The following is a 25305-nucleotide window of genomic DNA, read 5'->3' as shown; positions in this document are numbered from 1 at the left end:
GGGGGACCCCATGGACAGGATTACGCTGACGGGCGTGACCGCCGTCGGTCATCACGGCGTGTTTGATTTTGAGCGCCGCGAGGGCCAGCCTTTCGTGGTGGACGCGGTGCTCTATCTTGACTTCGCCGCAGCAGCGGAGTCAGACGACGTCCGGGACACCGCGCACTACGGCGAGGTGGCGCAGCGTATTACCGACTGGATCGCCGGGGAACCCCTGAACCTCATCGAGGCGTTGGCCGTGCGGATTGCCGAGAGCCTGCTTGACGAATTCCCGCTCCAGGCGGTGGACATCACCCTCCACAAACCCCAGGCTCCCATCGCAGTGCCTTTTGGCGACGTCGCCGTGACCGTCCACCGGAGCCGTGTCCCGGCCGACAACGGCCTGTCCGGGGAGCCGGCATGAACCGCGCCTACACCAAGGCCGTGCTGGCCTTGGGCAGCAACCTTGGCGAGCGGAATGAAACCCTGACCGAAGCCGTGGCCGACCTCGTGGATCCGCCGGAAGTCAGGCTCCTGGCTGTCTCCCCGATCGTCCAGACCAAAGCCGTAGGCGGCCCGTCCGGCCAGCCGGACTTCCTGAACATGGTGATTACCGTGGAGACCAGCCTGGGTGCGCAGGAACTGCTGGAGCACTGCCAGGCGGTGGAGAACAAGCACCTCCGCGTCCGCGAGGTCCGCTGGGGGCCGCGGACGCTCGACGTCGACATCATCACCTATGGCGACCTGCACAGTGACGATCCGGCGCTGACGCTCCCGCATCCCCGTGCTGCCACCCGGGCCTTCGTCCTGTACCCGTGGTCGCTGATCGAACCCGCCGCCATGCTGGGCGCGGAACGGATCAGCGCCCTGGCGGTCCGTGCCCCGGACTTCGGCGACCTTGCGCCGTTCGACGGTTTCGGGGACTTCGACGGGATGCCGACGGCAGGAGCGGTGGAGCCGCGATGAAACCCATCAACCCGCTGCGCCTGATGCTGATCGGCGTCATCCTTGCCGTCGCGGGCTGGTCGGCGACCGTGGTCACCAGCCGCTACAGCATTGCCACACCAGTCCTTCCCGCCACCGCGCTGGCCACCATGGGCGTCATCGTCATCATCACGCTGATCCTGGGCATCCGCGTCGTGCGGTGGCGCAACAGCCTCAAGCCCGGCAGCAAGGCAAAGAAGACCCAACTTGATCCGCTCCTGGCCGCAAGGACACTGATCCTCGCCCAGGCGTGCGCCTACGCCGGAACGGTCCTGCTGGGCTGGCACGCGGGCATCGTCCTGGACCAGTTGCGGATCTGGAGCCTGCGGAGCGACCAGGGCATCACCTGGCTTGCCTTGGCCATGGCCGGCGGCGGCCTGGTGATGATCGTGGTGGGGCTCGTGGTGGAACGGTTCTGCCGGATCCCTCCGGAGGACGGCGACACCACCAGCACCGACGGCAAGGGCCGCCCTGCCCGCGGCGAGGCTGCCGGGGAAGGCGAATATGCGTACCGAGGCGATTGACCCGCCCGGTATTTCCTGGCAGCGGGTGTCGCCACGGTACGTCACGGTCCGGCTGGCGGAGTGGGCCCTCGGCAACCTGGTTGCGGTGCTGGTCCTGTCCGCTCCGCTGGTGTTTGTCATCCTGGGCTGGTGGTCCTGGCCGCCTGTGTGGCTTGCCGTGACCGTCCCGGCCGCCATGCTGGTGCTGGCCTTGTGGCGGCTGGTGCTCATTCCGCGGCAGGTCCGGGCCATCGGTTACGCCGAGCGGGACGAGGACCTGCTGGTCAGGGGCGGCATCTTCTTCCAGCGCACCATGGCCGTGCCGTACGGGCGCATGCAGTACGTGGATATCGCCGTGGGGCCGGTGGAGCGGGCCCTGGGCCTGTGCACGCTGAAGCTCCATACCGCCTCGCCCGGAACCCATGCGCGCATTCCCGGCCTGCCGGTGGCTGAGGGCGCCCGGCTCAGGGAAGAGCTGACGGCACGCGGCGAAGCCAGGCTGGCCGGGCTGTGACCGCTGACGGCCAACTGCCGGCGGTGCCGCCCGCAGCGGCCGGCCGGGACACCGCAGCCGAGTCCGACGACGGCTGGCAGCGGGTGCACCCCGCGTCACCGTTTGTGAGGGGCTGGTTTGCCCTGGCCGCCATTGCGTTCTTCTTTGGGCGGGACATTTTTGAACGGGCCCTGCAGGGCCAGCCCGTTTTCGAGGAAGGCCTGGGGCGGCGCGCTCCGTGGCTCCTGGGCGGTGGCGCGGCCGTGCTGGTGGTGGCGGTGCTGGGGTTCGTACTGACCTGGTACTTCACCAAATACCAGGTGTCCGGCGGCTACGTCCGGGTCACCAGCGGCTTGCTGTTCCGCCAGCACCGGCAGGCGCGGCTGGACCGGGTGCAGGCCATCGACATCGTGCAGCCGCTGCTGGCCCGCATCTTCGGCCTGGCCGAACTCAAATTCGAGGTGGCCGACGCGGGGGAGTCCGCGGTGCGGCTCGCCTACCTCAGGATCGATGATGCGCGCCAACTGCGTGCCACCATCCTGGCCCGCGCGTCGGGTGCCGCAGCCGTCGCCGTGCCCGGGGCCGGCTTTTCCGGTGCCGGACAGCCGGCCCGGGCCGCAGCCGAGGAGCCGGAATTCCCGGTACTTGCCGTCCCGCCGTCGCGCCTGCTCGGTTCGCTGCTGCTGAGTGAGCAGAGCTTTTTCGTGGTGGTGGGCGGCGCCGCCTCCGTGGTGCTGTCCGCGGTGACGGACAACCGCGCCTTCTACTTCTACCTGGTGCCGGCGGTGCTGGGCCTGGCGGCCGGCTACTGGAATTTCTTCAACAGGGGCTACAACTTCACGGCGGCAGTCTCGCCGGACGGCATCCGGCTGAGGTACGGGCTGCTGGACACCCAGGCGCAGACCCTTCCGCCCGGCCGGATCCAGGCGGTAAAAGTGGCCCAGTCCCCGCTGTGGCGCCCGTTCGGCTGGTACCGGATGCAGGTGAACGTGGCCGGTTACGGGCAGTCCGGCAACGCCGTCGAGGGCAATACCCGGACCATCCTCCTGCCGGTGGGTAAACTTCCCGACGTCCTGGCCATGCTCTCCCTGGTGCTGCCGGACCCCGGTACTGACCAGCCCGCGGCCGTCTTTGCAGCCGGCTTGAACGGCAGGGATTCCGACGGCGGGTTCATCACCACGCCGCGGCGGGCCTGGCTGCTGGCACCCTTTGCGTGGCGCCGCAACGGCTTTGCCGCCACGGACACGGCCCTGTTGATCCGCTCCGGGCGGTGGTGGCGTGAGCTGGTGGTGGTTCCCCATCAGCGGACGCAGTCGCTGGCCCTGCAGCAGGGGCCCGTGGCGCGGCGGTTCCGGGTGGCGGACCTGGTGCTGCACACCACCGCCGGACCCGTCGTCCCGCGGCTGGCCCAGGCGGGTCTGGATGAGGCCCGGCAGCTCTTCAACGACCAGTCTGCGCGTGCCCGGCTGGCCCGGAAACGGCAAACCACGGAACAGTGGCTCCAGCAGGTTGCCCTGGCCGCGGGACCTATGACCACCAGCACCCCTTACCAACAGGAGGGCCAGCAGCATGGCTAAACCCGGACGCCTCGGCGTCGGAATCATCGGCGCCGGAAAGGTGGGGGCCGTGCTGGGCGCGGCCCTGCGCGCAGCAGAGCACGCCGTCGTCGGGGTCTCGGCGGTCTCGGACGCAAGCCGGGAACGGGCTGAGGCCCTGCTGCCGGGCGTTCCCATCCTGGAGGTGCAGGACATCGTGGAGCGCGCCGAGCTGGTGCTGCTGGCCGTGCCCGACGACGCCCTGCCGGGCCTCGTGGAGGGACTGGCGAAGCTCGGCGCCTGGCAGCCCGGCCAGCTGGTGGCCCACACCTCCGGCCGGTTCGGCGTGGGCGTGCTGCACCCGGTGCGGTCCGCCGGTGCCGTGCCGCTGGCCCTGCATCCGGCCATGACGTTCACGGGCATGAGCCTGGACCTTACCCGGCTCCTGGACTGCACCTTTGGCGTGACCGCAGATGCCGCCATGCTGCCGATCGCCCAGGCCCTGGTGGTGGAGATGGGGGCGGAGCCGGTGGCCATCGCCGAAGCGGACAGGACCCTCTACCACGCCGCCTTGGCCCATGGTTCCAACCACCTGGTCACCCTGGTTGCCCAGGCATCCCAGTTGCTGCGCGAGGTGGGGGTGGAGCTGCCGGAGCGCATGCTCGGCCCGCTCCTGCGGGCAACGCTGGAAAACGCGCTGGCCTCCGGGGAATCCGCGCTGACCGGCCCCGTGGCCCGCGGTGACGTGGGAACGGTCCGTGCCCACGCGGAAGCGCTGCGGGAGTTCGACGGCGGCGGGCACGGTGACGTGCTGGAAGCCTACCTGGCGATGGCCCGGGCCACAGCCCTGCGGGCAGAAGGCCGCGGACTGCTCAAACCCGACCAGCTGAAGGGGCTGCGCGAGGCCCTCGACCCGAAGGAAGACTGAATGTCCATTCAACTCGTCACCACCGTCGCAGGCCTGCACGCCGAGAGCGCCAGGCTCCTTGGCGCCAAGAAGGGTCTCTCGCAGGGGCTGGTGCCCACCATGGGCGCACTCCATGACGGCCATGCCGCGCTGGCGCGCACCGCCGTCGAGCAGAACGACGTGGTGGTGGCGAGCATCTTCGTCAACCCCCTGCAGTTCGGCGACGCCGGGGACCTGGACCGCTACCCGCGGACGCTTGAGGCGGACCTTGCCCTGCTGGAGGAACAGGGCGTGGACCTGGCCTTCGCGCCATCCGTGGAGGAGGTCTATCCAAACGGGGAACCCCTGGTTCGGATCACCTCCGGCCGCCTTGGCGAAAAGTGGGAGGGTGCGTCGCGTCCGGGCCATTTCGACGGCGCGTTGACCGTGGTGGCGAAGCTGCTGCATTACGGCGTGCCCGCTGCCGGTCTTCCGGCCGGGTCCGCGAACCCGGCTTTGCCCGGCGGACTGCCGGCGTACCGGGCGTACTTTGGGCAGAAAGACGCCCAGCAGCTGGCCTTGGTGCGGCGGATGGCGGCGGACCTGAACTTCCCGGTGGAGATCGTTGGTGTGCCCACGGTGAGGTCTGCGGACGGGCTGGCGTTGTCCAGCCGCAACCGCTTCCTGTCCGCGGACGAGCGGGAGGCCGCGTTGGTCCTGTCCCGGGCACTGCGGCTGCTGGAACAGCGCGCAAATGCCCACGAACCGCTGGACCTGGAATCGGCGCTGGCCCTGGTGGAGTCCCAGCCGCTGGTGGAACTGGACTACTTCGACGTGGTGGACCCCGGCACGCTTGAGCCGTTGGCGGAAAACTGCAGGGAGACCCCGTTCCGCGGCGACGCCCTGGCCCTCATCGCGGCCAAGGTGGGCCCGGTCCGCCTGATCGACAACATGCCGTTGAGTTCCTGAGCGCCGGCGGCTTGCAGCCCGGCGTCACATGGCCCGGGCTACCAGCCCGGGCTGTCCGGGCTGTTCATGAGCTGTTCGAGGAGCGCGCGCTCCGGACGCCCGGGATTCCTGGCCACGCACCCGCGGAGCCGGTCCCGCACCCACTCTTCCCGCGGATCCTTGCTGCAGAGCACCTCATCGATGATCTCCTGCGCCTGCCACCGGAGCGATTCGATGGCGAACTGCCGGACGTCCTCGGGAGTGTCGCCGGACATCCACGGGTCCGGGTCCGAGGGGACGCCTTGGAACATTCGCTCTACTGTCATCGGGGCCTCCTTGCACCAATCCGAAGTGGCCCGTGGGGTGGCCGCTGCGGCTACGAGAGCACTGCGCGTAGGTGAAACCTTACTGCCGGAAACCGGGTCCTGTCTGTACCCCAATCCCGCAGACAGCCGCACCGCCAGAGTCGAAGGTCCCGGGAAGGAACCGCCACCACGGCGTCACGTGGATTCCAATATAGTCAGCTTGCTTATCACTTTCACCTTTCCTAGGGTGGAAGTTGTCAGGAATTCAACTCTGGAAGCGGATCCGGGCACCGCAGTGGTGCATGGTCCGCCTCAGGCAAGGAGGAGCTATGTCGGAGCACAACATCGCAGGCAAGAAGGTCGCATTCCTGCTGACTGACGGCGTGGAGCAGGTGGAGCTCACCAGTCCCTGGCAGGCCGTGAAGGACGCCGGCGGCGAGCCCACCCTTTTGGCGCCCAAGAGCGGCAAGCTGCAGGGCTACAACGGCACGGACAAGGGCGATACTTTCGACGTCGACCTCACGGTGGCGGATGGCAAATCCCTCCGATTATGACGCGCTGGTCCTTCCCGGCGGGGTTGTCAACGCGGACCATCTGCGGGTGGACAAGGACGCCCGGGCCTTCACGCGCAGCTTCTTTGAACAGCACAAGCCGGTGGCGTCCATCTGCCACGGGCCGTGGCTGCTGATTGATGCAGGAGTCATCAAGGGCCGGAACGTCACGTCCTACTTCACCCTTGAGACGGACCTGAAGAACGCCGGCGCCAACTGGTCGGACCAGGAAGTTGTGGTGGACCAAGGCCTGGTGACCAGCCGCAACCCGGATGACCTCCCGGCATTCAACAGCAAGCTGGTGGAGGAGATCTCGGAAGGCCGGCACGCGGGCCAGACAGCCTAAAGCCCCAACTGTTCCCTCAGGGTTTAGGGGAAATTCCCGTGCCGGGGAATTACTCCAGCGGGTAGAGTGTTGGCATCTGCAGCGGCGCCGACCGCCCATCACTTTCAAGAACCCCTGAGGGAACACCCATGTCTACCGAAGTCTCTCCCAACGCCGGCGGCCAGTCCGTTCCCGCCGCAGGAACCGTCGCGGAACCCCGCACGGGCACCGGGCCCGCTGCGCCGGAGAAGATGTCCCGGGAGTCAGTGACCATCATCAGCACGCTGCTGGTGGCGACGTTCGTGGTGATCCTCAACGAGACCATCATGAACGTCGCCCTGCAGCGGCTCATGGTGGACCTCCGCGTGGACGCACCCACCGTCCAGTGGCTCTCCACCGGGTTCATGCTCACCATGGCCGTGGTCATCCCCACCACCGGTTTCATCCTGCAAAGCCTGTCCACCCGGGCCGTTTTCATGCTGGCCATGGGATTGTTTGCCGGCGGCACCGCACTTGCCGCCGTGGCCCCCGGATTCGAAGTCCTCCTGCTGGCACGCATCGTCCAGGCAGGCGGCACGGCCATCATGCTCCCGCTGCTGATGACCACCATCCTCACCCTGGTCCCGCTGGCCAGGCGCGGCGCGGTCATGGGCAACGTCAGCATCGCCATCTCGGTCGCCCCGGCCATGGGCCCCACTGTTTCCGGGCTGATCCTCGAACACTTCACCTGGCGCTTCATGTTCGTGTTCGTGTTGCCGGTGGCGCTGGCGGCCCTGGCCATCGGCGCAAAATTCCTCACCAACGTGGGTGAGGCGGAGAAGACCAAGCTGGACTTCTCCTCCGTGCTCCTCACGGTCCCCGCGTTCGGCGGCCTTGTGTACGGACTCAGCCAAATCGGCGGCGGCCACGGCGGCCAGTCCGGTCCCGGCGCCGCAGCCATCGCCGCCCTGGTCATCGGCGTGGCCGCCCTCGCGGTTTTCATCCTCCGCCAGGTCCGCCTGCAGAAGGCCGCTGCGCCGCTGCTGGACCTGCGTGCGTTCAAATTCCGGATGTTCACCGTCTCGGTCCTGCTGATGGTGGTGGCCATGATGGCATTGTTCGGCGGGGTCATCCTGCTGCCGCTCTACCTGCAGGAAGTCCGGGGCCTGGGCTCGCTGGAAACCGGACTCGCGCTGCTCCCCGGCGGCCTGGCCATGGGGCTGCTCGGCCCGGTGATCGGCCGCGCGTTCGACAGGGTGGGCCCGTTGCCGCTCACCGTGACGGGATCCATCCTGATGGTGGTGACGCTCTGGCAGTTTTCAATGCTCGACGCCGGCACGGCGGTGTGGTGGATCATCACCCTGCACGTCGGGCTGAGTTTCGGCCTGGCCCTGCTGTTCACCCCGGCCTTCACCACCGGCCTGAACCCGCTGCCACCGCACCTCTACTCGCACGGCTCCGCGATCATGAGCACCACCCAGCAGGTGGCCGGCGCCGCCGGGACGGCGCTGCTCGTGTCCATCTTCGCCGTGGTGAGTGCGACGTCGGGGCTCGTCGCCGGGATGAGCGCCGCCTTCCTGACGGCAACCGTCATAGCCCTTGCCGCCGTCGTGCTGTCCGCCATGATGCGCAAGACCGAAGGCGCCGGACCGGGCCACGGCGCCCACTAGCCCAACCGGGCCGGGATCAACCGGCGAAGAAGTCGCTCAGTTCCTTGATCAGCTTGTCGGGGGCCTTGATGGCGCCGTCGTGGCCGAAGCCGGGCAGGATGGTGTAGCTGGAGCCGGAGAGGACGTCGTGGATCTGGCCGCACGCGATGCCGAAGTAGGCCGGGCTCTTTTCGCCCACCACAATCAGCGTCTCCAGGGGGAGCGCCTGGAACGGTTCGGCCGGCATGTCTGCGGCGATGATGGCCTTGATCTCGCGGACACCGGTGCGCATCAGTTCGCGTTGCTGCTTGCCCTCCGTGGTGCCCGCTGTCAGCTTGTTGGCCAGCGTCAGCATGGACAGCGGCATGCGCGAGGAGAACGTGCCGCCGGCCTCAAGGCCGCGCTGGATCACCGCGAGGGCCCGGTCGTCGTCTCCGGCAGCAACGGCGCGTTCGTACTCCACGATCCAGCTGGCCGTGACGCTGCCGTTCACCGAGACGGCGGGGTCGTAGACGGCCAGCCGTTCCACCGGCAGCGTCCGTGCCGCGTGCAGGGCAACCGCTCCACCGAAGCTGTGGCCGAAGACGTCAGTGCTGGCGGTGTGCTTCATGACGGTGTCCAGGTCCCGGATGTCCACGTCCAGCGTGTAGTCCTCGGGCTGCGGGGACGATGAGCCGCGGCCGCGGCGGTTGAACGTGTGCACCGGCCGGCCCAGGGCGGCGCTCAGTTTCTGGGCGAATTTGGTGTAGTCCGCAGCCGTCACCATGGAGGGCGGCACCACCACCACGCCCGAACCAGCCGAAGCGAGTTCCGCGCCGGTGGAGAAGAGCTCCACAGTGCCGCCGTCGGGGGTCCTGATGTTCTCTCGCGTCATGTTCCGAGCCTAGCCGAGCAAGCCGGGTGCGGGCATCACTGGCCGGTGCGGCCAGGCTCAGGCGAGCCGCCTGATCAGCTCCCTGCTGGCTGCGCGGATGGCCGGGAGTTCCGCGCCGAGTCCACAAAGGATGAGCCCGGCATCCGCCGCCTGCAGGGCCGATTCTGCGTTTGCCGCACCGTCTGCGCGGAGGTAGATCAGTGATTCGACCAGGCGGAAGGTGAAGTCGCCGCCGTCCGGCCCGGAGGCGGTGGCGGACAGGCCGCTGCCAAGTTCCCCGTAGAGCCGCCGCAGTTCCTGCCGGTCGGCCAGGAACCGGGCAAAACGCGTGCTCCGGACCTCGGGCAGGTGGTAGAGGACGCCGAGGTTCCACCGTGCGCTGCACAGTTGCGTGCCGTCATACAGTGCGACGGCGTGCAGCCGGCTCCCGGCCGGGCTTTCGGTCCCTGCGCTGCCGGCGGGCAGCGCGGCCACGGCCCGGGCAAACTCCAGGCCGCCGGACACCGTTCCCTCGAGCAGGTCCTCAAGGATGTCGTCCTTGGTCTTGAAGTGGTGGTAGAGCGATGACTGCCGGATCCCGACCGCGTCCGCGATGGACCGGGTGGAGGTGCTGGCGAAACCCTGGGTGGTGAACAGTTCCGCCGCGGCATCGAGGATTTCGTCGCGGGCGGTGGCGCCTGGCCGTGATGGCAGTTGGTGGCGGGGGCGTCCCGGTCCGGCGTAAGTCACCGACTCATTCTTGCACCGCAAAGCGGGCTCGAAGGTGCCCTGCGGGAACGGTGAGGGGATGGAAATATCCCCGAAACAAGATGTCTATCCGCCTTTTACAGAGGGGAAACTGTTTGGGGACATCGCGCTGGAAAACTATCAAGTGACCGGTAATCCGCAGCCTTCGGCCGAGCGCTGCACTGCCGGAAGGCTTCGCCCCCAAGATCCCTTTCCAGCCCCGGAGATTCCCATGACATCCACCGTTCTTCCCACCGTCCACCAGGACGATGCAGACCTGACGTCCCTTGGCTACCAGCCCACCCTGCACCGAAAGCTCGGCCGCTACGCTTCCTTTGCCGCCGGTTTCTCCTTCGTCTCCATCCTCACCACCATCTTCCAGCTCTTCGCCTTCGGCTACTCCTTCGCTGGTCCCGCGTTCTTCTGGACCTGGCCGGTAGTGCTGGTGGGCCAGCTGCTCGTGGCCCTCAATTTTGCCGAACTCGCCGCCCGCTACCCGCTCTCCGGAGCCGTTTACCAGTGGGCGCGCCGCGTCGGCGGGGAGGCCGTGGGCTGGTTTGCCGGCTGGTTCATGGCCATCGCGCAGGTGGTCACCGCGGCAGCCGCAGCCATCGCCCTCCAGGTGGTCCTGCCCCAGCTGTGGGACGGATTCCAGGTGGTGGGTGGTGACCCCGCCCTCAACACCGTCACCGGGGCATCCAACGCGGTGATCCTGGGTGCCGTCCTGCTGGTGGCCACCACCATCATCAACTCCCTGGGCGTCAAGCTCATGGCGCACGTGAACTCCGTCGGTGTCACCTGCGAAATCGTCGGCGTCGCAGCCGTGATCCTCGCCCTCATCAGCGCCGCCCAGCGCGGTCCGGACGTGGTGGCGGACACCACCGTCCTTGAGGGCTCGGACCTCGGCGCCGTGGGAGCCTTCCTGGTCTCGGGGCTCATGGCCGCCTACGTCATGGTGGGCTTCAACTCCGCCGGGGAGCTCTCCGAGGAAACCAAGGACCCGCGCCGCACCGCACCGCGGACCATTCTCTCCGCCCTGCTCATCTCCGGCATTGGCGGCGCCCTGATGATCATCACCGCCCTGATGGCCGCCCCCAGCCTCGACGATGGCCGCCTCGCCACCGAAGGCCTGCCCTACGTCCTCACCGCTGTCCTGGGAACCTTCTGGGGAAAGGTCCTGCTGGTTGACGTTGCCATTGCCATCTTCGTCTGCACCTTGGCAATCCAGACCGCCGGTTCCCGGCTCGTATTCTCGATGGCCCGCGACGGCAAGCTCCCGGCGTCGGCCTTGCTCTCCTCCGTTCACCCCACCCGCGGGACGCCCATGTGGCCCTCGATCGTGATCGGCGCGCTGGCAGTTGCCGTGCTGGCCATCAACGTCGGCAACGCTGCCCTCTTCACCACCCTGTGCAGCGTCTGCATCGTGATGGTTTACATCGCCTACCTCCTGGTCACCGTCCCGCAGCTGATCAACCGCCTCCGCGGTGACTGGGCGCGGGTGGGCCAGACCATGCCTGCCGGCCTGTTCTCCCTGGGCCGTTGGGGCCTGCCGGTCAACATCCTCGCCGTCCTCTACGGAGGCCTCATGGTGGTCAACCTCGCCTGGCCCCGGCCCGAGGTGTACGACCCCTCCGGCGACAACGGGCTGCTCCTGTGGTCCGCACCGCTCATGGTCGCCGCCGTCCTCCTCCTGGGCGTCTGGGTCCGGCGCAGGAACCTCGCAGCCACCAAGGCCTGAGCCCTAAATTCCCATCGTTCCCGACAATAACCAGGACCTCGACCATGACACAGACCATCGAAACGGCCGCCGCCGGCACCGCCACCACGGCCGGCGCCCGCGCCCACGCCAGGGACCAGCACGGCAAGACCGCCGAAACCATGCGCTTCGTCCCGGCCGCCTCCGCGCCAGGGCGCCTCCTGTCCGGAATGCCCGACGACGCGTCCCCCACCTGGGCGGAGTCCCTCGCCTTTGGCCGCTACACCACCATGGCATTGGCCCGCGGCACCCGGATCCGGCTCACGGATACCGCCGGCGACGGCTGCGTCCACGCGCTCCTGTACCGGACCGGTGCCACCCACGAACGACTGAATGTCGCCGACACCGTCAAGGTCCCGTGGCAGGCCTATCCCGCTGCCGGGCACCCGCTGCTGTCCGACGCCGGCCGGCTGATGGCCACCATCGTGGCCGATACCTCCGCCCGGCATGATGCCCTGACGGGCGCCACCACGCTCACCGGCAACACCGCGAAATACGGTGCGGGAACAGTCCACAGCGCATCTCCGGCGGCGCGCGAACTGCTCACGCTGGGCGCCCTGAAGAACGGGATGGGTCCGCGGGACGTCGCTCCGTCGCTGTCCTTCTTCAAGGGCATCACCGTTGACCCGGCCGGCAGCATCACCTTCACCGGCAGCGCAGGCCCCGGTGCCGCCGTCGAGCTCCTTCTCCACCTGGACGCCGTCCTGGTCCTGGCCAACACAGCGCACCCGCTGGACCCCCGCCGGGAGTTCACCGGAACTGCCGTGGACATCCTTGCCTGGCACGCGCCGCAGGACCTTCGCGAACTCGAAGCAGGCCGCCTGGTTGGCCCACTGGCCCCGGAACACCTGCAGGCCCTGCTCAATACCGAACACGATCTCACCGCAAGGAACGCCCGATGAACACCGCCATTGAGACCCGCCCGGACGCTGCAGGCACGGCACTGGCCCCCGGCACCCTGATCCTGGACGAATTTGTCGAAGCCCGCGGCCCCTGGTCGGCAGTGGTGGCAGCCGGCGACGTGCTGACCATCGTGGACCTGGAAGGCAACCAGGCCGTTGACTGCCTGCTCTACGCAGCCGGGGACACCACCGTGCGCTACTCGGCTGCAGCCACCATCGCCGCGCAGCAGTCCATCGTCCTCACCACCGGTTCGGTCCTGCGCGCCGACACCGGTGCTGCCCTGATGACCGTTGTTGCGGACGAAGTGGGCGTGCACGACACCATTGGCGGCGCCTGCTCGCAGGAATCCAACACCCTGCGCTACGGCCAGCACACCCGCGAACAGCACGCCTGCGTGGAGAACTTCCTGATCGAGGGCTCCCGCTGGGGCCTGGGCAAGCGGGACCTGGTGTCCAACATCAACTGGTTCATGAACGTCCCGGTGGACCCGGACGGCGCCCTGGGGATCGTGGACGGACTGTCCGCCCCCGGCAAGCGCGTTGCGCTGAAGGCGGAGGTGGACACCCTGGTGCTCGTCTCCAACTGCCCGCAAATCAACAACCCGTGCAACGGCTTCAACCCCACGCCCGTCCGCATGATCGTCACCCGGCCGGAGGCTGCACTGTGACCACCACAAAACTCTTCGACACCCTCCTGATCGCCAACCGCGGCGAAATCGCGTGCCGCATCATCGAATCTGCCAGGAAACTGGGGCTGCGCACCATCGCCGTCTTCTCCGAGGCCGACCGCGGCGCCAAGCACGTCCGGCTCGCCGACGAGGCTGTGCTGCTGGGGCCAGCGCCCGCCAAGGAGTCCTACCTCCGGGTGGAGGCGATCCTGGCCGCGGCAAAGGAAACCGGCGCCGGCGCCATCCACCCTGGTTACGGCTTCCTGTCCGAGGACGCGGCCTTCGCCGAGGCCGTGGAAGCCGCAGGTCTCGCCTTTGTTGGCCCCACCCCCGAACAGCTGCGGATCTTCGGAACCAAGCACACCGCGCGCGACGCCGCACGGGCGGCCGGGGTACCCATGATCGCCGGTTCCGGCCTGCTTGAGGACGTGGACGCCGCCGTCGCGGCCTCCGCAACCATTGGGTTCCCGCTGATGCTCAAGGCCACCGGCGGTGGCGGCGGGATCGGCATGACGGTCTGCCGCACGGAGGCCGAGCTCGTGGACAGCTTCCCTCGCGTCGCCCGGCTTGCCGGTGCCAGCTTCGGCACCGCAGGGGTCTTCGCCGAACGGTATGTGGAGAACGCCCGCCACGTGGAGGTCCAGGTCTTTGGCGACGGCGAAGGCCGGGTGGTCAGCCTGGGCGACCGGGACTGCTCCCTCCAGCGCCGCCACCAGAAAGTCCTCGAGGAGGCCCCCGCCCCGGACCTGCCCGTCGATCTGCGCGAGGAACTGCACCGCAGTTCCCGCGCCCTCTGCGCCTCCCTTAACTACCGCTCGGCCGGCACAGTCGAGTTCGTCTACGACTCCGCCCGCAAGGAAGCCTCCTTCCTGGAAGTCAACGCCCGGCTCCAGGTGGAGCACCCCGTCACCGAGTCCGTCACGGGGGTGGACCTGGTGGAATGGATGCTCCGCCTCGCCCAGGCCGGCGCCGAAGCCCACACGGTGTTGGCGGACGTGCCCGATGCGTTGCCGGTATCCGGGCACGCCGTGGAGGCCCGCGTTTACGCAGAAGACCCGGCACGCGGCTTCCAGCCCAGCGCCGGAACCGTCACCAGCGCCGCCTACCCGGGGCCGGAGGAAGCGCGCGTGGATGCCTGGGTGGAGACCGGCACCGACGTCTCCACCAACTACGATCCCCTCCTGGGCAAAATCATCACCTCCGGCGCAAGCCGCACCGAGGCCTTCGACCGCCTCGCCGTTGCGCTGGGCAACACCCGGATCGATGGCATCGAGACCAACTTAGGGTTGCTCCGCGCCGTGAGCGGCATGAACGTGGTCCGCGCCGTCGAGCACTCCACCAGCACCCTGGACAACGTGGGGGACCCCGAACCGCGGATCACCGTGGAACGACCCGGGCTGCAGACCAGCGTGCAGGACTGGCCGGGACGCACCGGGCTCTGGCAGATCGGCGTTCCGCCGAGCGGCCCCATGGATGACCTCTCCTTCCGCCTGGGCAACACTGCGCTGGGCAACCCCGAAGGGGTCCCGGGCCTGGAGTTCACCATGACTGGACCCAGCCTGGTGTTCACGCATGCCACCACCGTCTGCGTCACCGGCGCGGAGGTCACAGTGACCGTTGACGGCGTGGAGGTGCCCGCCTGGACCCCCGTGACCGTCCCGGCAGGCGGGACGCTCGACGTCGGCACGGCCACCGGCAAGGGCCTGCGCGGCTACATCCTGTTCCAGGGCGGCCTGGACATTCCCGCCTACCTGGGCAGCGCGTCAACCTTTACCCTGGGCCAGTTCGGCGGCCACGCCGGACGGGTTCTGCGCGCCGGCGACGTACTCCGCGCGGTCACGGTGGATGGGGTACCGGCCGCAGGCCCGGCCGCAGCGGTGCCCGCCGACAGCCGCCCCGTCCTCGTGTCCACCTGGGAACTGGCCGTGGCCGAGGGGCCGCACGGCGCCCCCGAGTTCTTCCAGCGCGAAGATATCGAGGACCTGTATGCCGCGGAGTATGAGGTGCACTTCAATTCCGCCCGCACCGGCGTCCGTCTCATCGGCCCCAAACCCCGCTGGGCACGGACCGACGGCGGCGAGGCAGGCCTGCACCCGTCCAACATCCACGACACCGCCTACTCGGTGGGCGCCCTGGACTTTACCGGCGATACCCCCATCCTGCTTGGCCCGGACGGGCCCAGCCTGGGCGGGTTCGTCTGCCCCGTCACCGTCGTGACGGCCGAGCGCTGGAAGCTCGGCCAGCTCCGTCCGGGGGACAAGGTCCGGTTCGTGCCCATCAAAGCCAGCCAGGCGCCGTCGGCCGCGGACTTGGGACCCGGCCGCCAGCTGGTCCTCCCGGGCGACGCCGGCTGGTCCGGCAGTGCCGCCCTGAAGCTTCCGGCAGCGGAAGCGGCAACGCCGGGGCCGGTCCGCGGAGATGGCGACGACGGCGTCCTGGGCCGGGTGCCGGACGGTTCCGGCCGGCCCGCGGTCACGTACCGCCGCTCCGGCGATGACAACCTGCTGGTGGAATACGGCGACATGGTGCTCGACCTGGGCCTGCGGGCCCGGGTCCACGCCCTGCACCAGCACATCGAAGCGCTCCGGGTGCCCGGCATCGTTGACCTGACCCCGGGAATCCGGTCGCTGCAGATCAAGGTGGACCCGTCCGCCCTGTCCACCCGCCGGCTGCTGGGCCTGGTCCAGGAGGTCGAGGCAGCCCTGCCGGCGAGCTCCGAGCTGGTGGTTCCCAGCCGCACCGTCCGGCTGCCGCTGTCCTGGGACGACCCCGCCACCCGCGAGGCGATCGAACGCTACATGGCCGGCGTCCGGGATGATGCACCGTGGTGCCCGTGGAACATCGAGTTCATCCGCCGGATCAACGGCCTGGACTCCGTCAATGACGTCTTCGACACCGTCTTCAACGCCGAATACCTGGTCCTGGGCCTGGGCGACGTGTACCTGGGTGCGCCTGTGGCCACGCCGCTGGATCCGCGGCACCGCCTGGTCACCACCAAGTACAACCCGGCGCGCACCTGGACCCCGGAGAACGCGGTGGGCATCGGCGGCGCGTACATGTGCATTTACGGGATGGAGGGCCCCGGGGGCTACCAGTTCGTGGGCCGCACCACCCAGGTGTGGTCCCGGTACGCCGATTCCGCTCCGTTCGAACCCGGATCGCCTTGGTTGCTCCGTTTCTTCGACCGGATTTCCTGGTACCCCGTCAGCCCGGAGGAACTCCTGGACCTGCGCGCCGACATGGCGGCCGGCCGCGGCCGCGGCGTGGAGATCGAGGACGGCACGTTCTCGCTCGCTGAGCACGAACAGTTCCTGGCCGAAAACCGCGCGTCCATCGAGGCGTTCCGGGACAAGCAGGGTGCGGCTTTCGCTGTGGAACGGCAGGCATGGGCTGACGCCGGCGAGTTCGACCGTGCCGACGCGCTCGCCGCCGTCGCCGCCCCCGCAGCAGATGACGTGGTGGTTCCGGACGGCGGGTCCCTGGTCTCCGCCCCGTTCGCCGCGAGCGTCTGGAAGGTGGATGTGGCCGAGGGCGACCGGGTGGCGAAGGGCCAGCCGCTGGTCTCGCTGGAGGCCATGAAAATGGAGACAGTCCTGGAGGCGCCGTGCGACGGTGTGGTACTCCGTGTCCTGCCCACGGCGGGTTCGCAGGTGGTTGCCGGGGAGGCAGTGGTTGTCCTCGGCGGCAGCGACCTTGCGCTGCTCGAGGTGGAGGACCTGGAACTGGAAGGGGCCACGGTATGAACCCGGCACCCGCAGGCGCCGCCACGCGGCGCGCCGAAGCAGCACTGGCCGCGGTTGACGCCGTGGACCGCCCGGAAATCTGGATAACGCTACGCGGCCGCGAGGACGTCCTGGCCGAAGCGGCAACCATCGACGCCGCCGTTGCCCGGGGTGCGCACCTGCCGCTGGCCGGACTGGTGCTGGCCGTCAAGAACAACGTTGACGTGGCCGGGATTCCCACCACGGCGGCCTGCCCCGGCTTCGCCTACGTGCCGGAGCAGGATGCCGAAGCCGTGGCGCGGCTCCGCGCCGCGGGTGCCATGGTCCTCGGCGCCACCAACCTTGACCAGTTCGCCACCGGCCTGGTGGGAACGCGCAGCCCCTACGGCGCCGTCCGGGACTCCCGCCGGCCGGACCGGATCTCCGGCGGGTCCAGCTCCGGGTCCGCCGTGGCCGTGGCGCTGGGACTGGTGGACATCGCCATCGGCACCGACACGGCAGGATCCGGCCGGGTTCCCGCCGGGTTGCAGGGCATCGTGGGCATCAAGGCAACGCTGAACGTGGTCTCCACGGCAGGGGTGGTGCCGGCCTGCCGGTCCTGGGACGCCGTCACCATTTTCGCCCGGGACCTGGCCACGGCCGAGCTCGCCATGGGCATCATGGCCGGCGGTGCCCGGGCGTGGCCCGCGGACACAAAGCTCGCAGCGCCGTCCCGGCCCCGGGTGGCCTACCCCGCGAGCCTCCCGGCCCTGCCGCCTGAGTGGGCTGCGGAATTCCAGCGGCAGGTGGACCGCCTGCGGTCCAGCGGGGTGGATGCCGAAGCGATCGAGTTCGACGCGTTCCTCCAGGCAGCACGGCTGCTCTACGACGGAGCGCTGGTGGCCGAACGCCACGCTGCAGTTGGGGACTTCCTGGCAAAGCACGACGCCGGCACGGGCGGCCGTGCAGGCATCGATTCCACCGTGGAAGGCATCATCCGTGCCGCCGGCACGGTGTCCGCCTCCCGGTACGTCGCCGACACCGCCAGGCTGGAGGAATTGAAGGCCACCGCCATGGGCCGCCTCCAGGGCTTCGATGCCCTCCTGGTTCCGACGGCGCCGTTCCACCCCACCCTGGCAGAGGTTGCCGCGGATCCGGTGGGGGTGAACTCGTTGCTGGGCACCTACACGAACTTCTGCAACCTGTTCGATCTTTGTGCCGTGGCTGTCCCGGCCGGCGGGGTGGACGGCGCCCAGTTCGGCGTCACGGTGGTGGGCCGGGCGTTCGATGACGCCGTGGCGGCGGACATCGCCCGCCGGCTGGAAACCACCCCAGCGCAGCCTGGACTCTTCGCGGCCGGGGCGGCGCCTGGTGCCGCAGGACTGGAGGCAGCCGCAGGAGCCGCCCGGCCGTCGTCGCCCATTCCCTGGCCGGTCGCCGCCGGCGCAACGGCCCTGCCGCTGGTGGTGGTGGGCGCGCACCGCAAGGGCCAGCCGCTGGCCCGCGAGCTTGAGGAACTCGGCGCCTTCTGGGACGGGCCCGTCCGCACCGCTGCGCGCTACCGGATGGTGGCACTGGACACGGTGCCGCCGAAGCCAGGCGTGTACCGGTCCGACGACGGCGCAGAGCTGGCCGGGGAGCGGTGGCTGCTGCCGCCCGCGGCCTTGGGGACGTTCCTGGCCGCCCTTCCCGAGCCAATGCTGCTCGGGTCGGTCCAGCTCCGTGACGGGACGGCCGCCGTCGGCTTCGCCTGTGACGCCGTGGCCGCCGCGGGCGGGGAGGACATCACCGCCTGGGGCGACTGGCTGGCTGACCGGAGCAAAGAACCGAAGCCGCGGACCGTGTGGCGGGACCTGGGGGAGGCTGCCTTGGCGGGCTTCAGCCGCGGGGAACGGGGATAGCTCCGGAGGAATCCGGGCGGGGCGGCCCGCCCGGATTACCGCCGGTGAAGTACGCCGAGACATCAGCCACGAGCTCCTTGACCGCCGCCGGAATGGAGCCGTGGAAGCATTTGGGTGAGAGCTGGTGGGTGCTGCCCGGAACGGCTGCGTGCAGCCGCTCCGCGGTCACCTTGTAGTAGTCGGGGCTCTTGCCGCCGGCCATGAAATGCGTGCCGGCCGGCAGCACGCTGAAGTCCCACGCGTGGTCCTTTTCGTCGAAGGCCGCACGCAGCTCACCCACTCCGCTGGGCATCACCTCGCGGAACAATGTGTTCACCTTGGTCCGGGACAGCACGGCCATCAGGCCGGCCAGCACGGGAACCGGGATCCGTGCCATGACGGAGCCGGGACTGGTGGCCTTCTCCATGTACGCCAGGGCGCGGCCAACCCTGCCGTTGTTGACGGCGTCCTCGAATCCGTCCAGCCAGGCGGTGTCGATGCTGCCGTCGATGTTCACCGCGGCGTCGTACACCGCGAGTTTGTCCGGCACGTACCCGGTGCCAGTGAACTCCTGGACGGCGTTGAGCGCCACCGCCCCGCCCAGGCTGTGGCCCAGAATGTTCCGGGCACCGGTGGCATCCATCACGGTCCGGACATCCGAAATTTCGGTGGCCATGGAGTAGCCCGGCGGCTGCTCGGAGGAGTTGCCCCGGCCGCGCCGGTCGTACACGTCCACCGCCCAGCCCTCGCCCAGCCCCTTCGCCAGTTCCACCGAGAAGGGGCGGTAGATCGAGGCGGTAAGGAACGCGCCGCCGATCACCACGACGCGCCGTTCTCCCGGCGCATCCGCGGTGCCGTAGCTGTAGACAGCCAGCCTGCCGCCGTCGTGCGTTGGAAGTACCCGTTCTTTCACCCGCCCATCCTAGGGGGCAAGCCTGCGGGCCAGCTGAAAGTCCGGGTGGCCAAATCCCGGTAAACTTGATGATTGTGACTTCCCAAAACACCCCCGCGCCCAAGAACGCCCCGGAGCCCCTCGACGCCAGCGAGCAGATGCGGATCCGCATGGAAAAGCGCGCCAAACTTCTTGAGCGCGGCGCGGAGGCGTACCCCGTGGGAGTGGAACGCACGCATTCCCTCGCCGAGATCCGGGAAAAGTACGCCCACCTCGAAGCGGACGACACCACCGGCGACACCGTGGGCGTCACCGGCCGGGTGGTCTTCGTCCGGAACACCGGCAAGCTCTGCTTCGCCACCCTGCAGGAGGGCGGCACCGACGGCAAGGGCACACGCCTGCAGGCCATGCTGAGCCTGGCCAACGTGGGGGAGGAAGCCCTCGCGGAATGGAAAGCCCTGGTGGACCTGGGCGACCATGTGTTCATCAAGGGCGAGGTAATTTCCTCCCGCCGCGGCGAACTCTCCGTCATGGCCGAATCCTGGTCCATGGCATCCAAGGCCCTCCGCCCGCTGCCCGTCCTGCACGCGGACCTGAACGAGGAAACCCGCGTCCGCCAGCGCTACGTGGACCTGATGGTCCGTGACGAAGCCCGCGAAATGGTCTACACCCGGGCCGCCATCACCCGCTCCATCCGCGAAACGCTGTTCCGCCACCGCTACGTGGAAGTGGAAACGCCCATCCTGCAGCTGGTCCACGGCGGCGCCCTGGCACGCCCGTTCGAGACCCACATGAACGCGTTCGACCAGAAGATGACCCTCCGGATCGCCACCGAGCTGTACCTCAAGCGGGCAGTGGTGGGCGGCATCGACCGCGTCTACGACATGGGCCGCGTGTTCCGCAACGAGGGCGTCGATTCCACCCACAGCCCCGAATTCACCACCCTTGAGTGCTACGAGGCCTGGGCTGACCAGTTCGTCATGGCCGAACGGATCAAGGAGATCATCCTTGACGCCGCGGACGCCGTGGGGGCCGGACGCGTGCTGCAGACCGAGGCGGGGGAGATCAACCTCGACGGCGACTGGGCCTGGTTGCCCGTCTACCCGGGGCTTTCCGAGGCGGTCGGGCAGGACATTACGCCGGACACCTCCGTGGACGTGCTCCGCGAGCTCGCGGCCAAGCACGAGGTCAAGGTTGATCCCAAGTGGGACGCCGAGAAGCTGGTGGTTGAGCTCTTCGGCGAAATCGTGGAGCCCACCCTGCTCAACCCCACCTTCGTGTACGACTACCCGCCCTCGGCACAGCCGCTGGCCCGCCCGCACCGTGAGGACGGCCGGCTGATCGAGGCCTGGGACCTGATCATCGGCGGCATGGAACGCGGCACCGCGTTTTCCGAGCTGATCGATCCCGTCATCCAGCGCGAACGCCTCACCGAGCAGTCCCTGCACGCGGCCGCCGGCGACGCCGAAGCCATGCAGCTGGACGAGGACTTCCTGCGCGCCCTTGAGTACGGCGCCCCGCCCATGGGCGGCATCGGCCTGGGCATCGACCGGCTGGTGATGCTGTTCACCGGAGCCGGTATCCGCGAAACCATCCTGTTCCCGCTGCTGAAGCCCGAAGGGCACTGACCATGGAATACGTAGCCGTCATTCTTCCCTCCCTGGTGGTGGGCCTGATTTTCTGGTTTGCCATGAAGGCGATCTTCAACGCGGACAAGGCTGAGCGCCAGGCCGAGGCCCGTGCCCAGGCCGAGGCGGATTCGCTCCCGGCGCGGCCCGCCGACGGCCCCCGGCCGGAATCGCAATAGATTAAATCCCCGCCGACTTTCCGCCTTTATCCACCGGGAACCAAAAGGCGCTTTGACGCGTTGCCAACATAAGAGTCATACTTTTTAGGGAAACATCCTGCTTTTCTGAAAATCGAACTTTCCAGCAAGAGGAAGACTTTTAATGGCACAGAAAGTAAACATCATCCTCGTTGATGATCTGGATGGGGGATCCGCAGACGAGAATGTTAAGTTCGGCCTCGATGGGGTCAACTACGAGATTGACCTGTCGGCAGCCAATGCCGCTGAACTTCGGTCTTCACTGGAGAGGTTCATTAACGCTGCACGCAAGGCTACCGGAGGTCGCACCGCCCAGCGGGCCAAGGCTCCCACCGGCGGCCGCAGCCACGATTCGGCGCAAATCCGGCAATGGGCCCGGGATAACGGCTACACCGTTAACAGCCGCGGCCGAATTCAGGCTGAAATCCAGGAGGCCTACCAAAAGGCAAATTCCTAGCTACGGAGCCAACCTGGCTAAAAGCCCTGCTTCCCGCCTTGGGGAGGCAGGGCTTTTGTCTGCGGCACGTAATAAGGGTATGGGCGGAATTAATCCCGCAGCGCACCCGGGGATTCGCCGCGGCGCGATTCACGGCGCAGCAGGCTGCCGGCAGCAAACTGCTCGGTGACATAGAAGACGAAAGGCGGAATATCGCCTGTTTTCGCCAGCACTACCGCACATCCGACACTGGCAAGGCCAACCGCTGCCGCTTCCTTTTTCCGGTGCGGCAAGGTTGCCAGGGCACCGGAGAGGGACCCGAGCGCGAGCACATGCAGCCACGCATAGGCGTAGAACGGCCATGCCGGGAAGCGGCGCGCCGCGAAGCGCTCCAGGTCCGATGCTCGCATTGCAAGCTCGGAGACGAACAGAGGCGCTCCGGCGGCAAGTGCGACGGCGGCTGTGCCGGCGAGTGCCCTGCTCCTTCCCGGCGGGAGGGCGAGGGCCAGCCGCGCAAACGCCGCGGGCATGGCAGCGGTTCCCGCCGCGGCGACATGTTGTCCCGCCACCCACCAGCGCTGCCCTTTGCGGAGCATGTCCAGCCGCCGCGCAGCGTCGGGCTCAAGGTGTACCCCCGGCACCGGGCTGATGCCGATCAGCCAAACCCCGCCCGCCGCGAGTGCAACCCCCGCCGGGCGCCTGACGCGTTCCAGGTCCACCTTCGGCATCTCCCGCCCTCCCTGTTGGTTCACGCTGCCCTCGTTGCTCCCGTTGAAGCGGCCAGGCCCGCTGTTATGGCCAAGAATGGCGCAACACCCGGCCGGGGACAAGGGTTCTTTGATGGACTCCTTTGACCGCTGATGCCCGGTGTCCCAGGTCCTTTGGAGGGGGCGCGGCATTATTCCGGCAAGACCCATGTTTCCCCTGTGGCGAACACGCTCCACAACTCCGGACCGGCCACGTAGCATCAAAGTACGTCGTAGCTAGGAGTGTGGCGAAATGTTTGAGCGATTTACGGACCGTGCCCGTCGCGTAGTTGTGCTTGCCCAAGAAGAGGCACGCATGCTGAACCACAATTACATCGGTACCGAACACATCCTCTTGGGTCTGATCCATGAGGGTGAGGGTGTTGCCGCTAAAGCTCTTGAGTCCTTGAGCATTTCGCTCGACGGCGTTCGCGAGCAGGTGCAGGAGATCATCGGGCAGGGCCAGCAGGCTCCTTCCGGCCACATCCCCTTCACCCCCCGTGCCAAGAAGGTACTGGAGCTCTCGCTGCGCGAAGCCCTCCAGTTGGGCCACAACTACATCGGCACGGAGCACATCCTGCTCGGCCTCATCCGCGAGGGTGAGGGCGTCGCCGCCCAGGTGCTGGTCAAGCTCGGCGCAGACCTCAACCGGGTCCGCCAGCAGGTCATCCAGCTCCTCTCCGGCTACCAGGGCAAGGAAACCACCGGCGCAGGCGTCGGTGGCGGACAGCCCGAAGGCGCACCCGCCGGTTCCGTCGTTCTGGACCAGTTCGGCCGCAACCTGACCCAGGCTGCGCGCGAGAACAAGCTGGACCCCGTCATCGGCCGCGAGCAGGAAATGGAACGTGTCATGCAGGTCCTTTCCCGCCGCACCAAGAACAACCCTGTCCTCATTGGCGAGCCCGGCGTCGGCAAGACCGCCGTCGTCGAAGGCCTGGCCCAGGCGATCGTGCGCGGCGATGTCCCGGAGACCATCCGCGACAAGCAGCTTTACACACTCGACCTCGGCTCCCTGGTGGCAGGTTCCCGCTACCGCGGCGACTTCGAAGAGCGGCTCAAGAAGGTCCTCAAGGAGATCCGCACCCGTGGCGACATCATCCTGTTCATCGACGAGATCCACACCCTGGTGGGTGCCGGTGCCGCCGAAGGCGCCATCGATGCGGCCTCGATCCTGAAGCCCATGCTGGCCCGCGGCGAGCTGCAGACCATCGGTGCCACCACGCTGGACGAGTACCGCAAGCACATTGAGAAGGATGCCGCGCTGGAGCGCCGCTTCCAGCCGATCCAGGTCAAGGAACCCTCCGTGGCCCACGCCATCGAGATCCTCAAGGGCCTGCGCGACCGGTACGAGGCACACCACCGCGTCACCATCACCGACGGTGCCCTCGCCTCCGCCGCAAGCCTCGCCGAGCGCTACATCTCGGACCGCTTCCTGCCGGACAAGGCGATCGACCTGATCGACGAGGCCGGCGCCCGGTTGCGCATCCGCCGCATGACCGCTCCGCCGGAGCTCAAAGCCATGGACGAGCGCATCGCCAAGCTGAAGATGGAGAAGGAATCCGCCATCGACGCCCAGGACTTCGAAGGTGCAGCTTCGCTCCGTGACAAGGAGCAGAAGATGATCTCCGAGCGCGCGGAGAAGGAACGGCACTGGAAGTCCGGCGGCATGGACGACATCTCCGAGGTGGATGAGGATCTCATCGCCGAGGTGCTGGCCAACTCCACGGGCATTCCCGTCTTCAAGCTGACCGAGGAAGAGTCCTCGCGCCTGCTCAAGATGGAAGACGAACTGCACAAGCGCGTCGTCGGCCAGGACGAGGCCATCAAGGCGCTCTCCCAGGCCATCCGCCGCACCCGTGCAGGGCTCAAGGACCCCAAGCGCCCCGGCGGCTCGTTCATCTTCGCCGGCCCCACCGGCGTCGGCAAGACCGAGCTCGCCAAGGCACTCGCCGAGTTCCTGTTCGGTGAAGAGGACGCCCTCATCACCCTGGACATGTCCGAGTACTCCGAGAAGCACACCGTCTCGCGGCTCTTCGGTGCCCCTCCGGGCTACGTGGGCTACGAAGAGGGTGGCCAGCTGACCGAGAAAGTCCGCCGCCGTCCCTTCTCCGTGGTGCTGTTCGACGAAGTGGAAAAGGCCCACGCGGACCTCTTCAACTCGCTGCTGCAGATCCTGGAAGACGGCCGCCTGACCGACTCCCAGGGCCGCGTGGTGGACTTCAAGAACACCGTGATCATCATGACCACCAACCTGGGTACCCGGGACATCTCCAAGAGCGTCGCCACCGGCTTCCAGTCCGGCACCGACACGCAGACCGGCTACAACCGCATGCGTGCACGGGTCACGGAGGAACTCAAGCAGCACTTCCGCCCCGAGTTCCTGAACCGTGTTGACGACGTCGTGGTGTTCCCGCAGCTGACCCAGGACGAGATCATCGAGATCGTGGACCTGTTCGTCACCCGCCTGGAGAAGCGCCTCAAGGACAAGGACATGGGCATCGAGCTCACCAAGGCCGCCAAGGTGCTCCTGGCAACCCGCGGCTACGATCCCGCCATGGGTGCCCGGCCGCTGCGCCGCACCATCCAGCGCGAGATCGAGGACCAGCTCTCCGAGAAGATCCTGTTCGGCGAGATCCACCCCGGCGACATCGTCGTGGTGGATGTCGAGGGCGAAGGCGACGACGCGAAGTTCACCTTCGCGGGCAATGCCAAGCCGCGCATCCCGGAGATCGCCCCGAGCGTCTAGCCTCCACAGCCAAAGC

The 25305-nt window shown here is 68.2% G+C and carries 22 protein-coding genes and 1 pseudogene; 18 read left to right on the top strand and 5 right to left on the bottom strand.

Annotated elements, in window-relative coordinates:
• Nucleotides 1-10 precede the first annotated feature (10 nt).
• The 7 genes from folB to AC4EEO_RS17725 are packed head-to-tail and all read left to right on the top strand — an operon-like array spanning nt 11 to nt 5349.
• Nucleotides 11-403, top strand: coding sequence for a dihydroneopterin aldolase (folB, locus tag AC4EEO_RS17755; RefSeq protein WP_491329098.1), 393 nt, complete (start codon nt 11-13; stop codon nt 401-403).
• On the top strand, nt 400-945 hold the full coding sequence (folK, locus tag AC4EEO_RS17750) for a 2-amino-4-hydroxy-6-hydroxymethyldihydropteridine diphosphokinase (protein ID WP_491339394.1): 546 nt from the start codon (nt 400-402) through the stop codon (nt 943-945). The genes folB and folK overlap by 4 nt, the downstream gene beginning before the upstream one ends.
• Nucleotides 942-1487, top strand: a complete 546-nt coding sequence (locus tag AC4EEO_RS17745; protein ID WP_018762652.1) for a DUF3180 domain-containing protein — start codon at nt 942-944, stop codon at nt 1485-1487. The genes folK and AC4EEO_RS17745 overlap by 4 nt, the downstream gene beginning before the upstream one ends.
• Nucleotides 1468-1980 (top strand): PH domain-containing protein, encoded by a 513-nt coding sequence (locus AC4EEO_RS17740; protein ID WP_018762651.1) that lies wholly within the window; start codon nt 1468-1470, stop codon nt 1978-1980. The genes AC4EEO_RS17745 and AC4EEO_RS17740 overlap by 20 nt, the downstream gene beginning before the upstream one ends.
• Nucleotides 1977-3536 carry a PH domain-containing protein gene (locus tag AC4EEO_RS17735; RefSeq protein ID WP_491339393.1) on the top strand — a complete coding sequence of 520 codons (1560 nt, stop codon included), beginning with the start codon at nt 1977-1979 and terminating at the stop codon, nt 3534-3536. Before AC4EEO_RS17740 ends, AC4EEO_RS17735 begins: the two co-directional genes overlap by 4 nt.
• On the top strand, nt 3529-4422 hold the full coding sequence (locus tag AC4EEO_RS17730) for a Rossmann-like and DUF2520 domain-containing protein (RefSeq protein WP_109044062.1): 894 nt from the start codon (nt 3529-3531) through the stop codon (nt 4420-4422). Before AC4EEO_RS17735 ends, AC4EEO_RS17730 begins: the two co-directional genes overlap by 8 nt.
• On the top strand, nt 4423-5349 hold the full coding sequence (locus AC4EEO_RS17725; protein WP_491329100.1) for a 4-phosphopantoate--beta-alanine ligase: 927 nt from the start codon (nt 4423-4425) through the stop codon (nt 5347-5349). It begins immediately after the preceding gene.
• 38 nt (nt 5350-5387) lie between these two features.
• On the opposite strand, the gene AC4EEO_RS17720 is transcribed toward AC4EEO_RS17725, so the two are convergent.
• Nucleotides 5388-5654 carry a hypothetical protein gene (locus AC4EEO_RS17720; RefSeq protein ID WP_491329101.1) on the bottom strand — a complete coding sequence of 89 codons (267 nt, stop codon included), beginning with the start codon at nt 5652-5654 and terminating at the stop codon, nt 5388-5390.
• 308 nt (nt 5655-5962) lie between these two features.
• On the opposite strand from AC4EEO_RS17720, the pseudogene AC4EEO_RS17715 reads away from it, so the two are divergent.
• Nucleotides 5963-6530 (top strand): annotated as a pseudogene (locus tag AC4EEO_RS17715) (type 1 glutamine amidotransferase domain-containing protein).
• A gap of 128 nt (nt 6531-6658) precedes the next feature.
• Entirely contained in the window at nt 6659-8158 is a 1500-nt protein-coding gene (locus tag AC4EEO_RS17710) for a DHA2 family efflux MFS transporter permease subunit (protein WP_018762645.1), read from the top strand.
• A gap of 16 nt (nt 8159-8174) precedes the next feature.
• Here the strand turns inward: AC4EEO_RS17710 and AC4EEO_RS17705 are convergent, their stop codons facing one another.
• Both AC4EEO_RS17705 and AC4EEO_RS17700 read right to left on the bottom strand, forming a co-directional pair.
• Nucleotides 8175-9011 (bottom strand): alpha/beta fold hydrolase, encoded by an 837-nt coding sequence (locus AC4EEO_RS17705; RefSeq protein WP_018762644.1) that lies wholly within the window; start codon nt 9009-9011, stop codon nt 8175-8177.
• A 57-nt stretch (nt 9012-9068) separates the two neighbouring features.
• The gene (locus AC4EEO_RS17700; protein ID WP_491339392.1) at nt 9069-9740 is read right to left on the bottom strand and encodes a TetR/AcrR family transcriptional regulator; all 672 of its coding nucleotides are present in this window, start codon (nt 9738-9740) and stop codon (nt 9069-9071) included.
• Between the two features lie 229 nt (nt 9741-9969).
• On the opposite strand from AC4EEO_RS17700, the gene AC4EEO_RS17695 reads away from it, so the two are divergent.
• From AC4EEO_RS17695 to atzF, 5 genes are read left to right on the top strand one after another with little or no spacing between them, the layout of a single operon-like run.
• Complete coding sequence (locus AC4EEO_RS17695; protein WP_018762642.1) at nt 9970-11475, top strand: amino acid permease; 1506 nt, start codon at nt 9970-9972, stop codon at nt 11473-11475.
• 44 nt (nt 11476-11519) lie between these two features.
• On the top strand, nt 11520-12395 hold the full coding sequence (locus AC4EEO_RS17690) for an urea amidolyase associated protein UAAP1 (protein WP_109044057.1): 876 nt from the start codon (nt 11520-11522) through the stop codon (nt 12393-12395).
• Nucleotides 12392-13063 (top strand): urea amidolyase associated protein UAAP2, encoded by a 672-nt coding sequence (locus AC4EEO_RS17685; protein ID WP_018762640.1) that lies wholly within the window; start codon nt 12392-12394, stop codon nt 13061-13063. Before AC4EEO_RS17690 ends, AC4EEO_RS17685 begins: the two co-directional genes overlap by 4 nt.
• Complete coding sequence (gene uca, locus AC4EEO_RS17680) at nt 13060-16806, top strand: urea carboxylase (protein WP_491339391.1); 3747 nt, start codon at nt 13060-13062, stop codon at nt 16804-16806. Before AC4EEO_RS17685 ends, uca begins: the two co-directional genes overlap by 4 nt.
• A complete protein-coding gene (gene atzF, locus AC4EEO_RS17675; RefSeq protein WP_491339390.1) occupies nt 16803-18665 on the top strand; it encodes an allophanate hydrolase in 1863 nt (620 codons plus the stop codon). Before uca ends, atzF begins: the two co-directional genes overlap by 4 nt.
• On the opposite strand, the gene AC4EEO_RS17670 is transcribed toward atzF, so the two are convergent.
• The gene (locus AC4EEO_RS17670; RefSeq protein ID WP_491339389.1) at nt 18643-19557 is read right to left on the bottom strand and encodes an alpha/beta fold hydrolase; all 915 of its coding nucleotides are present in this window, start codon (nt 19555-19557) and stop codon (nt 18643-18645) included. The two genes, atzF and AC4EEO_RS17670, sit on opposite strands and share 23 nt — an antisense overlap.
• A 68-nt stretch (nt 19558-19625) precedes the next feature.
• Between AC4EEO_RS17670 and lysS the strand changes: the two genes are divergently transcribed.
• From lysS to AC4EEO_RS17655, 3 genes are all read left to right on the top strand, one after another.
• Nucleotides 19626-21164 (top strand): lysine--tRNA ligase, encoded by a 1539-nt coding sequence (gene lysS / locus AC4EEO_RS17665; protein ID WP_491339388.1) that lies wholly within the window; start codon nt 19626-19628, stop codon nt 21162-21164.
• A gap of 2 nt (nt 21165-21166) precedes the next feature.
• Nucleotides 21167-21343 (top strand): hypothetical protein, encoded by a 177-nt coding sequence (locus tag AC4EEO_RS17660; protein ID WP_018762635.1) that lies wholly within the window; start codon nt 21167-21169, stop codon nt 21341-21343.
• A gap of 142 nt (nt 21344-21485) precedes the next feature.
• Nucleotides 21486-21818 (top strand): histone-like nucleoid-structuring protein Lsr2, encoded by a 333-nt coding sequence (locus AC4EEO_RS17655; protein ID WP_018762634.1) that lies wholly within the window; start codon nt 21486-21488, stop codon nt 21816-21818.
• Nucleotides 21819-21907: 89 nt separating this feature from the next.
• On the opposite strand, the gene AC4EEO_RS17650 is transcribed toward AC4EEO_RS17655, so the two are convergent.
• On the bottom strand, nt 21908-22549 hold the full coding sequence (locus tag AC4EEO_RS17650; protein ID WP_491339387.1) for a hypothetical protein: 642 nt from the start codon (nt 22547-22549) through the stop codon (nt 21908-21910).
• Nucleotides 22550-22796: 247 nt separating this feature from the next.
• On the opposite strand from AC4EEO_RS17650, the gene AC4EEO_RS17645 reads away from it, so the two are divergent.
• Nucleotides 22797-25289 carry an ATP-dependent Clp protease ATP-binding subunit gene (locus tag AC4EEO_RS17645; RefSeq protein ID WP_026266017.1) on the top strand — a complete coding sequence of 831 codons (2493 nt, stop codon included), beginning with the start codon at nt 22797-22799 and terminating at the stop codon, nt 25287-25289.
• The last annotated feature ends 16 nt before the right edge of the window (nt 25290-25305 follow it).

The organism is Pseudarthrobacter sp. MOO13 (assembly GCF_058267655.1).
Note: the sequence above shows the minus strand (reverse complement) of the source record. Positions and strands in the feature narration are given on the sequence as shown.

Bases quoted from the DNA above. Each gene is read 5' to 3' on its own strand.
- folB (WP_491329098.1), top strand. From the start codon at position 11: ATGGACAGGATTACGCTGACGGGCGTGACCGCCGTCGGTCATCACGGC.
- folK (WP_491339394.1), top strand. From the start codon at position 400: ATGAACCGCGCCTACACCAAGGCCGTGCTGGCCTTGGGCAGCAACCTT.
- AC4EEO_RS17745 (WP_018762652.1), top strand. From the start codon at position 942: ATGAAACCCATCAACCCGCTGCGCCTGATGCTGATCGGCGTCATCCTT.
- AC4EEO_RS17740 (WP_018762651.1), top strand. From the start codon at position 1,468: ATGCGTACCGAGGCGATTGACCCGCCCGGTATTTCCTGGCAGCGGGTG.
- AC4EEO_RS17730 (WP_109044062.1), top strand. From the start codon at position 3,529: ATGGCTAAACCCGGACGCCTCGGCGTCGGAATCATCGGCGCCGGAAAG.
- AC4EEO_RS17725 (WP_491329100.1), top strand. From the start codon at position 4,423: ATGTCCATTCAACTCGTCACCACCGTCGCAGGCCTGCACGCCGAGAGC.
- AC4EEO_RS17720 (WP_491329101.1), bottom strand. From the start codon at position 5,654: ATGACAGTAGAGCGAATGTTCCAAGGCGTCCCCTCGGACCCGGACCCG.
- AC4EEO_RS17710 (WP_018762645.1), top strand. From the start codon at position 6,659: ATGTCTACCGAAGTCTCTCCCAACGCCGGCGGCCAGTCCGTTCCCGCC.
- AC4EEO_RS17705 (WP_018762644.1), bottom strand. From the start codon at position 9,011: ATGACGCGAGAGAACATCAGGACCCCCGACGGCGGCACTGTGGAGCTC.
- AC4EEO_RS17695 (WP_018762642.1), top strand. From the start codon at position 9,970: ATGACATCCACCGTTCTTCCCACCGTCCACCAGGACGATGCAGACCTG.
- AC4EEO_RS17690 (WP_109044057.1), top strand. From the start codon at position 11,520: ATGACACAGACCATCGAAACGGCCGCCGCCGGCACCGCCACCACGGCC.
- AC4EEO_RS17685 (WP_018762640.1), top strand. From the start codon at position 12,392: ATGAACACCGCCATTGAGACCCGCCCGGACGCTGCAGGCACGGCACTG.
- atzF (WP_491339390.1), top strand. From the start codon at position 16,803: ATGAACCCGGCACCCGCAGGCGCCGCCACGCGGCGCGCCGAAGCAGCA.
- lysS (WP_491339388.1), top strand. From the start codon at position 19,626: ATGATTGTGACTTCCCAAAACACCCCCGCGCCCAAGAACGCCCCGGAG.
- AC4EEO_RS17660 (WP_018762635.1), top strand. From the start codon at position 21,167: ATGGAATACGTAGCCGTCATTCTTCCCTCCCTGGTGGTGGGCCTGATT.
- AC4EEO_RS17655 (WP_018762634.1), top strand. From the start codon at position 21,486: ATGGCACAGAAAGTAAACATCATCCTCGTTGATGATCTGGATGGGGGA.
- AC4EEO_RS17645 (WP_026266017.1), top strand. From the start codon at position 22,797: ATGTTTGAGCGATTTACGGACCGTGCCCGTCGCGTAGTTGTGCTTGCC.